The organism is Streptomyces sp. NPDC031225, assembly GCF_055570355.1.
In genome coordinates, this window is sequence record NZ_JBVIHJ010000002.1 from 58,432 (window position 1) to 70,957 (window position 12,526).

The 12,526-nt window shown below is 70.8% G+C and carries 9 protein-coding genes; 3 read left to right on the top strand and 6 right to left on the bottom strand.

What is annotated here, in order from left to right; translation table 11 throughout:
* Positions 1–179 precede the first annotated feature (179 nt).
* Positions 180–2,513, bottom strand: a complete 2,334-nt coding sequence (locus ACZ48Z_RS03135) for a glycosyltransferase (RefSeq protein WP_468734050.1) — start codon at positions 2,511–2,513, stop codon at positions 180–182.
* Positions 2,510–3,973 (bottom strand): tetratricopeptide repeat protein, encoded by a 1,464-nt coding sequence (locus tag ACZ48Z_RS03140; protein ID WP_468734051.1) that lies wholly within the window; start codon positions 3,971–3,973, stop codon positions 2,510–2,512. The genes ACZ48Z_RS03135 and ACZ48Z_RS03140 overlap by 4 nt, the downstream gene beginning before the upstream one ends.
* A 240-nt stretch (positions 3,974–4,213) precedes the next feature.
* On the opposite strand from ACZ48Z_RS03140, the gene ACZ48Z_RS03145 reads away from it, so the two are divergent.
* Complete coding sequence (locus tag ACZ48Z_RS03145) at positions 4,214–5,329, top strand: acyltransferase family protein (RefSeq protein ID WP_468734458.1); 1,116 nt, start codon at positions 4,214–4,216, stop codon at positions 5,327–5,329.
* Between the two features lie 176 nt (positions 5,330–5,505).
* Here the strand turns inward: ACZ48Z_RS03145 and ACZ48Z_RS03150 are convergent, their stop codons facing one another.
* Positions 5,506–6,153 (bottom strand): TetR/AcrR family transcriptional regulator, encoded by a 648-nt coding sequence (locus ACZ48Z_RS03150; RefSeq protein WP_468734052.1) that lies wholly within the window; start codon positions 6,151–6,153, stop codon positions 5,506–5,508.
* A 71-nt stretch (positions 6,154–6,224) separates the two neighbouring features.
* Here ACZ48Z_RS03150 and ACZ48Z_RS03155 point away from each other — a divergent pair, with 71 nt between their 5' ends.
* Complete coding sequence (locus ACZ48Z_RS03155; RefSeq protein ID WP_468734053.1) at positions 6,225–7,631, top strand: FAD-dependent oxidoreductase; 1,407 nt, start codon at positions 6,225–6,227, stop codon at positions 7,629–7,631.
* Between the two features lie 72 nt (positions 7,632–7,703).
* On the opposite strand, the gene ACZ48Z_RS03160 is transcribed toward ACZ48Z_RS03155, so the two are convergent.
* Positions 7,704–9,284 carry an acyl-CoA mutase large subunit family protein gene (locus ACZ48Z_RS03160; RefSeq protein WP_468734054.1) on the bottom strand — a complete coding sequence of 527 codons (1,581 nt, stop codon included), beginning with the start codon at positions 9,282–9,284 and terminating at the stop codon, positions 7,704–7,706.
* 147 nt (positions 9,285–9,431) lie between these two features.
* Here ACZ48Z_RS03160 and ACZ48Z_RS03165 point away from each other — a divergent pair, with 147 nt between their 5' ends.
* A complete protein-coding gene (locus tag ACZ48Z_RS03165; RefSeq protein ID WP_468734055.1) occupies positions 9,432–10,256 on the top strand; it encodes a L,D-transpeptidase family protein in 825 nt (274 codons plus the stop codon).
* 221 nt (positions 10,257–10,477) lie between these two features.
* On the opposite strand, the gene ACZ48Z_RS03170 is transcribed toward ACZ48Z_RS03165, so the two are convergent.
* Entirely contained in the window at positions 10,478–11,635 is a 1,158-nt protein-coding gene (locus ACZ48Z_RS03170) for a hypothetical protein (protein WP_468734056.1), read from the bottom strand.
* Positions 11,635–12,297 (bottom strand): RNA polymerase sigma factor, encoded by a 663-nt coding sequence (locus tag ACZ48Z_RS03175; protein ID WP_468734057.1) that lies wholly within the window; start codon positions 12,295–12,297, stop codon positions 11,635–11,637. The genes ACZ48Z_RS03170 and ACZ48Z_RS03175 overlap by 1 nt, the downstream gene beginning before the upstream one ends.
* Positions 12,298–12,526: the final 229 nt, after the last annotated feature.

Genomic DNA, 12,526 nt, shown 5'->3' on the forward strand with positions numbered 1-12,526 from the left:
CGCCCGCCGCCTATGCCTCTCCCCCCCCCCCCCTCCTCCCCCCCCCTCCCCCCCCTCCCCCCCCCCTCCCCCCCCCCCCCCCCCCCCCCCCCGCCGCCCACCTGAGGGGTGAGCGGCGGCCGCCGGGCGCGGTGGACCGTACGGAGGTGTCGTCGGCCAGTGTCGTCGTCATGATGTGCTCAGCCGCCCAGGAGGACCCGCAGGTCGGCTGCGTTGGCCTCGGTGACCTTCCACAGCTCCTGCTGGCGGCCGTGGACGTCGGCGACCGTCCTGTCGTGGTCGGCGAGCAGCTCCTTCGAGCGCTCCACCAGACGGGCGGCGAGGTGGCGGTCGTGGACCGAGACGCCCCACTCGGGCCGCTCGATGTCCCGCAGGAAGTACGCCATCTTCGGGTGCGAGATCAGGCTGATGATCGGGGTGCCGCAGCCGAAGGGGATCATGCCCGCGTGGCCGCGCATGCCGATGACCAGCTTGGTGCGGGCGTAGAGGTCGAGGATCTCCTTGTTCGCGAAGTCGTACATCGGGATGACGGGCATCGAGATGCCGTGCTCGCGCCGCAGGTCGAAGACGATCTTCTCGTCGTCCAGTGAGTGCGCCACGCACTGGACCTCGGCCAGCTCGCCCAGGTCCCGGACGGCCTTGGCCATCTGCGCCAGGAAGTAGTCGTAGTCGTGGCCGAAGCGCAGACCCGCGCGGTCGTAGGCGGCGTTGATCAGGATCGTGTCGTCGCGTTTGGCCGGGTCCTGCCAGCCGGGGACCAGTTGGCGGGTGACCGTCGTCGGGCAGGGCTGGAAGCGGATCTTGTCGTGCAGATGGGCCGGGACCATGGCCCGGACCTTCTCGATCGAGCCGTGGTTGCGCAGGCCGAAGAAGGAGGACTGCTCGACGAGGAGCCTGAGCGAGTCGCGGAAGCGGTTCGCCCGGTAGGACTGGCCGTCGAAGGCGTTGAAGCCCACCGCGAAGACCGCGATCGGGACGTCGATGCGCTTCAGGAGCTCGTCGGGGACGTTCCACTGCCAGGCGCTGTTGCCGTTGGGCATGGTGTCCGGGATGAACAGGCCGCCGCCGCCGATGACCATGCCCCGGCGGCGGTTGACCCGCTGGAGTGCGGCCTCGTCGAAGAGGCGGTGGGCGTGCACCGGGTGCCAGCGGCGGGAGGTGGTGTCCGGGCCGAAGGCGGAGCGGACGCTCTCCGGGAGGAGCTTGTCGCCCGCGTTGCCCTGCCGGTCCATGTAGAAGGCGACGTGCGCCAACTGGTCCTCGGGGGCGCCCAGTTCCTGCGCCGGTACGGCGGCGGCGCGCTGCGCCCACAGTCGGCTGGAGCGGTGGGTCGGGTCGACGGCCATGCCGGCCGTGGCATGCCGCAGGGCCTCGGCGTTGTCGCCGCGCACCCAGGCCATCTGGGCGAGGCGGGCGTAGGCGGTGGCGGCCCGGTTGGGGGCGGCGGCGGCCAGCAGGAGCTGGGTCTTCGCCTCGTCGTAGCGGGAGACGCTCATCAGGGCGTGGCCGAGGACCTCGTGCGGCCAGGCCTCGTCGAGCGGGATGCGGACGCTGCTCAGGATGTCGACGGCGTCCTGGTAGTCGCCGGACGCGATGTGCGCCGCGGCCACCTTGCGGGCCACCTCGACGTCCCCGGTACGCGCCACGTGCGGGGTGCCGTAGTGCACGACCAGGTCGTGGTGGAGTCCGCCGGAGGACTCCATGTACGCGGCCTGGAACTCGGCGTCGGACAGCTCGAACTCGCGCCAGCGCTCCTCGGCCCGGCTGTAGCCGCTCTCGCCGCCCTGCCACGGCTTGTGGCGGCCGGTGAAGTGCAGGATCGCGGTGTCGTCGGGGACGGGCAGGTCGCCGGACAGCCGCCGCTTGACGAAGTTGTAGCGGGCGTCGAGGCGTACGAAGTCCCCGGCCAGGACGGCGTTGAGGATGCCCTGGTCGTGCTTGTCGAGCTCGTAGTCGCCGGAGCGGCCGCACTTGTCGAGCCGTGCGCAGAACGCGTCGCTCAGGTACTCGCGCTGGATGACCAGCAGACCGGAGTTGAGCTTGTGCTGCCCGTAGAAGAACTGCGGGACGGCCGCCAACCCCTCGCGCAGCCGCAGGAGTTCACCGAGGTCGCCGAGGACGATCATGTCGGTGTCGAGCGTGATGACGGTGTCGTACTCGCGCAGCTTGAAGACGTCCAGGATGAAGTACGCCTTGCGGACCAGGTAGTTGTCCTGGTCGCCCTTCTTGTACGAGTCGTAGTGGTCGGCGTCGACCCGCTTGAGGACGATCCGCGGGTGCAGTGCGCGGATGCGGGCGATCGAGCCGGGGCGCAGGTCGTCGTAGAGGACGACGAAGTCCTCGCACACGCCCGGGTTGGACAGGGCGAGGCTGCGCAGCAGGGCGAGGAAGCCGGGCAGGTAGTTCTCGTCGACGAAGCTGGCGAAGGCTGTCTTCCGCTTGCCGGTGAGCGCGTGCGCGTCGGTCACCGGGGCCAGGGGGGCGGCGGTCCCGATCAGGGAGTTGCTGGTCATCGCAGGGATATCCTCATGTCGGTCACGTTCTGGGCCCGCTCCATGACCCACGCCTTCTCGCTGGTGTATTCGTGCACGGACGTGATGGCGAGCTTCATCGCCTCCTGGAGGCGGTAGGCGCCGCTCTCGTAGAAGTCGAAGCCGATCAGGTCGAGCGTCGGGCTCACGTCGAGGAAGTCGAGCAGCCACAGCATGTTGAAGCCGGAGGTCGGGATGCCCGACCAGACGTCGGTTCCGACCTTGCCGATGTTGCGCACGGGCCAGCGCAGCGACTCGTCGCCCAGGTAGGTCTGGGCGCCGGGCACCAGGCGGTTGCGCAGCGAGTACTTCCAGTCGCCGGAGACGCCGCCGAAGACGAGCCGGGTGGTGACCTGTTGGTCCCAGTTGAAGCCGTGCTTGTGGATCGTGGCGTGGATGTCCGTCCTGCTGCCGGTGTGCTTCGGGTCGATCCGGTACGAGTTGAAGCGGACGACGAGGTCGTACGCGTCGATCTCCGCGCCCATCGAACTCGCGCCGACGCGCCCGGAGTTGGCGATCAGGCAGATCGACTTGCCGGCGATCTGGTTGCGGAACTCACCCAGGGTGATCCACTGCACGCCGCCGACGGTGGGGTCGTCGACCGGGCCGCGCATGCGGTTGCGGCGCTGTTCGGCGTAGAGCGCGACGGCCTGGGTGAGTGCGGCGGCGTCGGTGTCCTCGGCGGAGCGCAGGTCGAGGTACTGGCTGAGCAGTTCCTGGCGCTCCTGCACGGGGGCGCTTTCGCCGGCCAGCGACAGGAGCGCTCCCACCAGGCGGGGCTCGGCCTCGGTCCAGTCGCCGACGGCGTGCGCGGCCAGGCCCTCGGCCCACACGTCGGTGGCGGGGCGGGCCGCGAACCCGCGGGCGCCGGGGACCTGGCGCGTGAGCAGGTCCAGCAGCTCGCGCTCCTTCTCCCCCGCGATGCGCAGGCCCGCGATGCGGGCGCGGACGCCGAAGCCGTCGTCGTCGGTGAGGCTCAGGTACTTCTCGTACGCCTCCAGGGCTTCGGCGTCCTCGCCGAGCGCCTCCAGGAGACGGGCGCGCAACCGCCAGCCGGCGCGGGAGTTCCTGCGCTGGGCGAGGACGGTGTCGCTGATGATCAGGGCGAGGTTCAGCTCGTCGTCGTAGCCGCACTCAAGTGCCTTGTTGGCGACGGCCAGCAGGACGTCCAGCAGCTCGGCCGGAATGCTCGCGGAGGGGCTCGACGTCCCCTTGACGGCCCGCTTCAGCAGGGCGGTGGCACCGGACGGGGCGGGCGCCGCCGGGGCGGCCGTGGCGGTCGTCCCCCACACGACGAGCAGCTTGCGCAGCTGTTCGCCGAGTTCGACGCGACGGCGGTCGACGCTGCCGACGACCTTGCCGCTGTGTGCCGCGCAGGCGCGCAGGCATTCGTCCAGCTCCCCGCCGCGCGCGCGTGCACGCCTCTTCTGGACCGTCGTCATGGCACTCCTGTTGTTTTCTTGCCAAAGCGAAGACAAGTTCATGGGTTTACTGCGACGTGGGGGGATTCTGAGCGAACTTAGGAAGCCAAAACGACATTCAGGTGAACTCACCGGGGCCAGAAGGCCAATCGTTGGTCCGACGCGTAAGACATCGACGTGATTCGGACTAACGTGCTGAGGCGCGTCCACAGCAGTGACTTAGGCTCCTCAGAGCTTGCGAAGGGGATATCCGTGACCAGCATGACCGTCCGGCCGGCACCCGGCCTGCCCCGGCGGCCGGAAGGGCCACTGCCCGCGCCGCGCACCCGGGAGACCCGGCTGCGGGCCCTGGACGGACTGCGTCTGGTGGCCGCGCTGATGGTGGCCGCTTATCACTACGGCGGCCGCGGCGGCGACATCACCCGAGCCTGGGGAAGTTCGGCGCAACACCAGTTCCCGACGCTGCACACCTATTTCTCCTACGGCTGCCTCGGCGTCCAGGTCTTCTTCGTGATCAGCGGATTCGTGATCTGCATGAGCGGCTGGGGCCGGTCCCTGCAGTCGTTCTTCGCCTCCCGTGTCTCCCGGCTGTTTCCCGCCTACTGGGCGGCCGTCCTGCTGGTCACGGCGGTGTTCGCGCTGCCCGCGGTCGCCTACGAGGCGCTGTCGCCGAGCGACGTCATGGTGAACATGACGATGCTTCAGATGCCGCTGGGCGTCGACCGGGTGCTCGGTGTCTGCTGGACGCTGTGGGCGGAGGTCCGCTTCTACGCCCTGTTCGCGCTGTGCGTGGTCCTGCCCGGGGCCTCCAGGCGCCGGGTCGTCATGTTCTGCGCGGGCTGGACGCTGGCGGCGGCGATCACCCAGACCGCGCACCAGCCGCTGCTCGACATGGTGTTCATGCCCGAGTACGCCTCCTTCTTCATCGGCGGTGTCGGCCTCTACCTCGTGCACCGCGACCGCCGGGACGTGTACGCGTGGGGCATCGTGGCGGTCAGCTTCCTGATCGGGCAGCACTACGCGGTCGCATCGCTGTGGAACGTGTCCGACCCCAACGCCTTCGCGCACCGCACCTCGCTGGGCATCGTGCTGGTGGTCGCCTTCGGCTTCGTCGCGGTCGCGGCGATCGCGCTGGGCTGGCTGGGCTGGGCGAACTGGCGCTGGCTGACGGTGGCCGGGGCGCTTACGTACCCCTTCTACCTGGTGCACGAACACCTGGGCTGGGTGGTCGTCCGCGCCCTGCACCGCGGTCTGGGGCTCCCGTCGTCGGTGACCTTCGCCCTGACGATCGCCTCGATGCTGGCGCTGGCCTGGCTCATGAACCGACTCGTCGAGAAGCCGCTGACCCCACGACTGCGCGGCGCACTGCAGCGTTGACCGGCGTCTCTTCCTGCGCTTTCCCGGCCGGGTCGACGGCTCTCTTCGCTCGGAATAGCGGAGACCTTGCCGACTCGAATCCGGCCGGGCTCATGACGCCTGGCTGAATTCCGTCAGGGATTTCCGTACCCGGTCCGCGACTCGATTTGAGCCGTACCCTCCCGGACTTCCCGCGATCACACGCCGTACCGCTGCTCGATTCCCGCCAGCACCAATGCCAGGCCTTCCTCGTAGTGCCGGTCGAAGTCCTGGAAGATCTCCGCACCCGCCGCCGCCGACAACGGGAAGTCGGCCATCATCTGCGCGCGTTCCGCCACGTCGAACCCCTCACGGCGCTCGCCCGGCAGGGGCTCCACACCCTGTTCCTCGGTGACGAAGCCCAGGGTGTAGAAGAACGACGTCGACGTGGCCCGGACTGCCTGGGCGAGGGTGAGACCGGCGGCCGTGAAGAGGCTCAGGGTCTCCTCCATCTGCTCGACGTGGACCAGGCCCGTGAAGCGTGAGCCGCTGTAGACCTTGGCGCCGTCGCGGTAGCCGAGCAGGGCGCTGCGCAGTCCGCGGTTGGACTTGAGCAGGCGTTCGCGCCAGGTGTCGGAGGGGTCGAGTTCGGCCCCGGCGATCATGCGCCGGAACATCTCCGTCGCCATCTCGTCGAGCAGTGCCTGTTTGTCCTTGAAGTGCCAGTACAGGGCAGGGGCCTTGACGTCGAGTTCCTTCGCGATGGCCCGCAGGGTGAGGCCGTCGAGGCCCACCTCGTTCAGGAGCTTCAGGGCGGTGGCGGCGACCCGGGCGCGGTCGAGGGGCGGGCGTTTCTCCGTACTCACGCTTGACAGCTTAACAGCGTTAAGGGCACTCTCGGAGCAGACGGCACTTAACAGCGTTAAGGAGACAGGGCATGGACACGGACGTACTGATCGTCGGCGCGGGCCCCACCGGCCTCGCCCTCGGCATCGACCTCGCCCGGCGAGGTGTGGACGCGCTGGTCGTGGAGAAGGCGGACCGGCTGTTCCCGGGCTCACGCGGCAAGGGGCTCCAGCCGCGCACGATGGAGGTCTTCGACGACCTGGGCGTGCTCGACGCGATCCTCGCGGTCGGCGGCGAGTACCCGGTCGGGATGATCTGGCAGGACGGTGAGCGGGTGGGCGAACACCGGATGTTCGACGCGGCCGGGGTGACGGACGACTCGCCGTACTCCACCCCGTGGATGGTGCCGCAGTGGCGCACCCAGGAGGTGCTGTACGCGCGGCTTGAGGAGCTGGGCGGGCGGGTGTCCTTCGGCCGGGAGGCCGTGGGGATCGAGCAGGCCGGCCGGGACGCCGACGGGGTGACCGTGCGCTTCGCGTCGGGCGCGGACGTCCGCGCCCGGTACGTGGTCGCCGCCGACGGCGGGCGCTCCGCCGTCCGCCGCGGTCTCGGCATCGGCATGACCGGGGAGACCGTCGACCCGAACCCGGTCCTCGTCGCCGACGCCCGCGTCACCGGCCTGGACCGGGACAACTGGCACGTCTTCCCGCCGCGCGGCGAGGGCGACGGCTACCTCGCGATCTGCCCGCTCGCCGGCACGGAGGACTTCCAGGTCGTGGCCCAGTTCCCGGAGGGCACCCCGGTGGACCTGTCCCTCGACGGCATCCGCGCCGTCGTCGCGGCCCGCTCCCACCTCACCCCCGAGTCGGTGACCGAGATCCGCTGGGCCTCCGACTTCCGGCCCCGCGCGGCCCTCGCGGACCGCTTCCGTTCCGGCCGGGTCTTCCTCGCCGGTGACGCGGCCCACGTCCACTCCCCGGCGGGCGGCCAGGGCCTGAACACCAGCGTCCAGGACGCCTACAACCTGGGCTGGAAGCTGGGCGCGGTGCTGCGGGGCGGCGCCCCGGCCGCCCTCCTGGACACCTACGAGGAGGAGCGCCGTCCCATCGCCGCGCAGATGCTCGGCATCTCGACGGGCGTGCACCGGGGAGAGGTCCGCCGGGGTGAGGCGACCCGCCAACTGGGCCTGGGCTACCGGGAGTCGTCCCTGACGGAGGAGACCCGTACGGCTCCGGACGGACTCCGCGCGGGCGACCGCGCCCCCGACGGCAAGCTGGCCGGCGTCCGCCTCTTCGACGCCTTCCGGGGCCCGCACTGGACGCTGGTGGCGGTCGGAGCCGAGGCACCGGAGCTGCCGGAGCCGGTGCGGGTGGTCACCGGTGACGAGCAACCGTCGTACGGGAAGGGACTGTTCCTGGTGCGTCCGGACGGCTATGTGGGGTGGGCGGGCGGGGACGCCGAGGCCTTGTCGGGCTACGTGGGCCGCTTCGTCTCCTAGACGCGTCCCAGCGGACGAGGTGTCGAGGTGCGTGGTGTCGTGGTGCGACGTGCGTGATGCGTGCTGTCGAGGTCAGAACGCGTCCGCCGGGACGTACGTCCCCCACACCTCGCGCAGGGCGTTGCACACCTCGCCCACCGTCGCCCGGGCCTTCAGCGCGTCCTTCATCGGGTACAGGACGTTGTCCTCGCCCTCCGCGGCCTTCTTCAGGGCGGCGAGGGCCGAGTTCACCGCCGCCCGGTCACGCTCCGCGCGGAGCTTCGTGAGGCGTTCGGCCTGCTGGGCCCCGATCGCCGGGTCGACCCGCAACGGTTCGTACGGCTCCTCCTCGTCGAGCCGGAAACGGTTGACGCCCACGACCACCCGCTCGCCGGAGTCGGTCTCCAGAGCGACGCGGTAGGCGGAGCGCTCGATCTCGTCCTTCTGGAAACCGTGCTCGATGGCGGCGACCGCGCCCCCCAGGTCCTCGATCTTCCGCATCAGCTCAAGGGCGGCGCCCTCGACGTCGTCCGTCATGCTCTCGACGACGTACGAGCCCGCGAACGGGTCCACCGTCGCCGTCACGTCGGTCTCGTGGGCGAGCACCTGCTGGGTGCGCAGGGCCAGGCGGGCCGACTTGTCCGTCGGCAGGGCGATCGCCTCGTCGAAGGAGTTGGTGTGCAGGGACTGGGTGCCGCCGAGGACCGCGGCGAGACCCTGGACGGCGACCCGGACCAGGTTGACCTCCGGCTGCTGGGCCGTCAGCTGGACGCCCGCGGTCTGCGTGTGGAAGCGCAGCATCAGGGACTTGGGGTTGCGCGCGCCGAAGTCGTCCCGCATCACCCTCGCCCAGATCCGCCTGGCCGCACGGAACTTGGCGACCTCCTCCAGAAGCATCGTACGGGCGACGAAGAAGAAGGAGAGACGGGGCGCGAAGTCGTCGACGTCCATGCCGGCCGCGACCGCCGTGCGGACGTACTCGATGCCGTCCGCCAGCGTGAACGCGATCTCCTGCGCGGGCGTGGCACCCGCCTCCGCCATGTGGTAGCCGGAGATCGAGATGGTGTTCCACTTCGGGATCTCGGTCCTGCAGTACTTGAAGATGTCGGCGGTGAGCCGCAGGGAGGGCTTCGGCGGGAAGATGTACGTGCCTCGCGCGATGTACTCCTTCAGCACGTCGTTCTGGATCGTGCCGGTGAGCCTGTCCGCCGACACCCCCTGCTCCTCGGCGACCAGTTGGTACAGGAGCAGCAGCAGGGCCGCCGGGGCGTTGATCGTCATCGACGTGGAGACCTGGTCCAGCGGGATCCCGTCGAACAGCACCCGCATGTCGTCGATCGAGTCGATCGCCACGCCCACCTTGCCCACCTCGCCGTGCGCGAGGGGGGCGTCGGAGTCGTGGCCCATCTGGGTGGGCAGGTCGAAGGCGACGGACAGGCCGGTCGTGCCGTGGGCGATCAGCTGCCGGTAGCGGGCGTTGGACTCCACGGCCGTGCCGAAACCGGCGTACTGGCGCATGGTCCAGGGGCGTCCGGTGTACATCGACGGGTACACGCCCCGCGTGAAGGGGTACGCTCCCGGCTCGCCGAGCTTCTCCTCGGGGCTCCAGCCCCGGAGGGCCTCGGGACCGTAGACGGGTTCGATGGGCAGTCCGGACTCCGACTCACGCGTCATGCCCACCACCGTATTGCGGTCCCGCGCAGAACGCCGCCGGGTCGTTCGAGACCGGGCGGGCGCGGGGAGACATCTCAGGGGATGCGGGTGAGACGGCAGGGGGTCCCGATGCGTAGTACGGTCATGAGTACGGCTATGAGGACAGCCATGGGGAGAGGGGCCGCCGCGCTGCTGGTCCTGGCGGTGGCCGGCGGGTGCACCGTGCGGTCCGCCGACGGGGACGGCAAGCGGCATCTGCCGGTGCGGATCGAGGTCCCCGAGCGCAGTACGCCGCCCGCGGACGACGACGCGAAGCCGAGCCCGACGTCCAGCGCGACACCGCCGAGCGGTTCTGCCGCGCCCGCCGTGCTGTGGTCGCGCGGCGACTCCGGGCGGAACGTGCGGGAGCTCCAGGCCCGGCTGCGTCAGGTCGCCTGGCTCCACGACGGGCCGACGGGGGCGTACGACGACCTCACCGAGCGGGCGGTCGAGGGGTTCCAGGGCAAGCGCGGGCTGCCGAGGACGGGGAAGACCGACACGGTCACCTGGCAGCGTCTGCTGCGGATGACGCACGAGCCGGGCAAGTGGGAGCTGTATCTGATGGGCGGGCAGCCGGCCGACGCGCCGGACCCGCGCTGTCTGACCGGGCGGGTGCTGTGCATCAGCAAGACGAGCCGGACACTGCGCTGGATGATCGACGGGCGGACGGTGCGGACCGTGTCGGTCCGCTTCGGCTCGGTGGGCACGCCGACCCGGGAAGGTGTGTTCAGCGTCTACTGGAAGTCGCGCCACCATGTGTCGACGCTCTACGACTCCCCGATGCCGTACGCGATGTTCTTCAGCGGCGGCCAGGCAGTGCACTACTCCGCCGACTTCGCGGCCCACGGGTACGCGGGCGCCTCGCACGGCTGCGTCAACGTCCGGGACGAGGCGGCGATCGCGGACCTGTTCAGCCAGGTGCGGAACGGCGACAAGGTCGTCGTCCACTGGTGAGTGCCGCGAGGGGGGTTAAGGGGCGCGGACGGGACCGGGGGAACGTGTCCCGCCCGCGCCGGGTGCACGAGCCGTAGGTACGGGGGGAACCCCGGCTCTGTGCGACGGCCGATGACCAGTCGGCTCACTCACTACTGCGCCACAGCGGCCGAAAACGTCACACCGACCGCGCCGAACCCGCGACGGACACGGCACGTGCAGGTCAGCGGGGTTTGTAAAGGTCAGAGCGCGCTGTATGTCGGGCTCGGGTCCGGGCTCGGTGACATCGTTGCCCGGGGCGAGGCGATCGGGGCGCCGGAAGCGGTGCCACCGCTGGTGCCACCGCTGGAGCCTCCGTTCGGGTTCCGGAGGCTGTGGGGGGCCGTGACCTGACCGCCGCCGCTTTGGCCGTCCCCGCGGCCGTCCCCGTCACCCCGGCCGCTCTTGTCATTGCCCTCGTTGCCCTCGTTGCCCTCGTTGCCGTCGTTGCCCGCGTTCTCGTTGTGGTCTTCGTACCCGCCCCTGCCGGTGCCCTTGCGGCCGTCGGGGCCTGCCTTGGTGCCGCGTTCGGACAGGACGCCCTTGCAGTACGTCCACACGCGCGGCGAACCCCCGGCCGCGTCCTCCAAGGAGCGCTTGCGGGAAGGGGAGAGGTGCTTGCCGTCGCGGATGTCACGGCAGGCCGAGGCGGCTCCCTTCCAGTCACCGCCGGGACGGACACCCAGGCTCTCGGAACCCGCCCCGGTGTCGCCGCGTGCCGTGTCCCGCGAGCCGGCCCCTGCCGAAGGGGAGGCGTCGGGGGACGGGGTGAGCGCCGGGGCGAAGGGCGAGGGAGAGAGGAACGGGCGGTCCGGGGTGACCGTCGCCGACACCGAGGTACCGGGATCCGGCTCGTCGTCGCCGGACGGTGCCGGCATTCCGGTTGCGGCCACGACCGCGGCCCCGCCCACCACACCGGCGGCCAGTACGGCGGCGAGTCCGAAGTGCACGGGACGGCGCCGGCGAGGACGCGCGGCCCCCGGGACGGGGGCGCCGATCCGCACGAGACCGGCATCGGCGGGGCCGCCGTCCCCGACCCGGTGCCGGCCCCGCTCGGGCCGGCTCACCCAGTCGTCCGTACGCTCCGCGCGCACCTTGCGGAACGCGGCCAGCGCGGCCTCCTCGCCGGGCAGTCCGGGCAGTCCGGCCGCGGCCGACGTCGGTTCCGCGGTCAGCGCCGCCAGGGTCTTCGCGAGCCGTTCGGCCTGGTCGCGGGAGGCCGCGTCGACGGTCTCCGGGGACTCGCCGCGCAGCAACCGCTCGGCCGTCTCCGGGTCCAGCCACCGGCCGGGATCCCGGCCCGCGACGGAACCGCCGGCGGACTCGGCGTCCTCCGGATGGACACAGCGATCGTCGGCCATCACATGTCCTTCTGCGTCCGCGGACGCGTATGCGTCACACTCGCGGACGTCACCGCACGGTCCTGCGGTTCTCGCTGGGGCGGCAGGGCATCGAGCGCGCCGGCCGATTCCGGATCCTCACCGAGGAGCTCGGCGAGGCGCTTCAGACCCCGGTGCGCCGCCGTCCGTACCGCGCCGGGACGCTTGCCCAGGGTCTCCGCCGCGGTCTTGGCGTCCAGGCCCACGACGACGCGCAGCACCACGGCTTCGGCCTGGTCCTGGGGCAGCCGGGCGATGAGCGAGAGAGTGGTGCCGGTGGCGAGCGCCTCGATGGCCTCGCCCGCGGTGTCCGACTCGGCGGGCTTCGCGGTCAACTCGGTCTCGTCGCCGCCGATCGCCGGGCGGCGGCCCCGCATCCGGATGTGGTCCAGGGCCCGGTTGCGCGCTATCCGGGCCGTCCAGCCGCGGAAACGGTCCGCGTCGCCCTCGAAGCGGTCCAGGTCACGGGCTATCTGGAGCCAGGCCTCGGAGGCCACGTCCTCCGCGTCCGGGTCGCCGACCAGTGTGCGGACGTATCCGAGCAGCCGCGGGTGCACGGTGCGGTACACAGTCCGGAACGCGGTCTCGTCCCCGTCCTGTGCCCCAAGCACCGCGGCGGTCAGCTCCGCGTCGTCCCCCAGCACCCGTGAATCCTCAATACGTGGTCGCGATCGATGGTCGCCGCTTCGAGCCGTCGAGGGGTTGTGGTGATCGTTCGACAGTGAGTGTGATCAGTCACCTTCCGCGCCCGGCGCGAAAGGCACGTTACGACCTCAAACCATTGCTCGTCCATGTCCGTACAAAATGCAACTACCTCGTGATCCTGGAGCGGGGCCCGGCACGGTGTGACAGAAACCGCACTCTTGACGCTGA

What these genes read in the sequence shown, in the direction of transcription:
- ACZ48Z_RS03135 (WP_468734050.1), bottom strand. Translation starts at nt 2,513, where the DNA reads ATGACCAGCAACTCCCTGATCGGGACCGCCGCCCCCCTGGCCCCGGTG.
- ACZ48Z_RS03140 (WP_468734051.1), bottom strand. Translation starts at nt 3,973, where the DNA reads ATGACGACGGTCCAGAAGAGGCGTGCACGCGCGCGCGGCGGGGAGCTG.
- ACZ48Z_RS03145 (WP_468734458.1), top strand. Translation starts at nt 4,214, where the DNA reads ATGACCGTCCGGCCGGCACCCGGCCTGCCCCGGCGGCCGGAAGGGCCA.
- ACZ48Z_RS03155 (WP_468734053.1), top strand. Translation starts at nt 6,225, where the DNA reads ATGGACACGGACGTACTGATCGTCGGCGCGGGCCCCACCGGCCTCGCC.
- ACZ48Z_RS03160 (WP_468734054.1), bottom strand. Translation starts at nt 9,284, where the DNA reads ATGACGCGTGAGTCGGAGTCCGGACTGCCCATCGAACCCGTCTACGGT.
- ACZ48Z_RS03165 (WP_468734055.1), top strand. Translation starts at nt 9,432, where the DNA reads ATGGGGAGAGGGGCCGCCGCGCTGCTGGTCCTGGCGGTGGCCGGCGGG.
- ACZ48Z_RS03170 (WP_468734056.1), bottom strand. Translation starts at nt 11,635, where the DNA reads ATGGCCGACGATCGCTGTGTCCATCCGGAGGACGCCGAGTCCGCCGGC.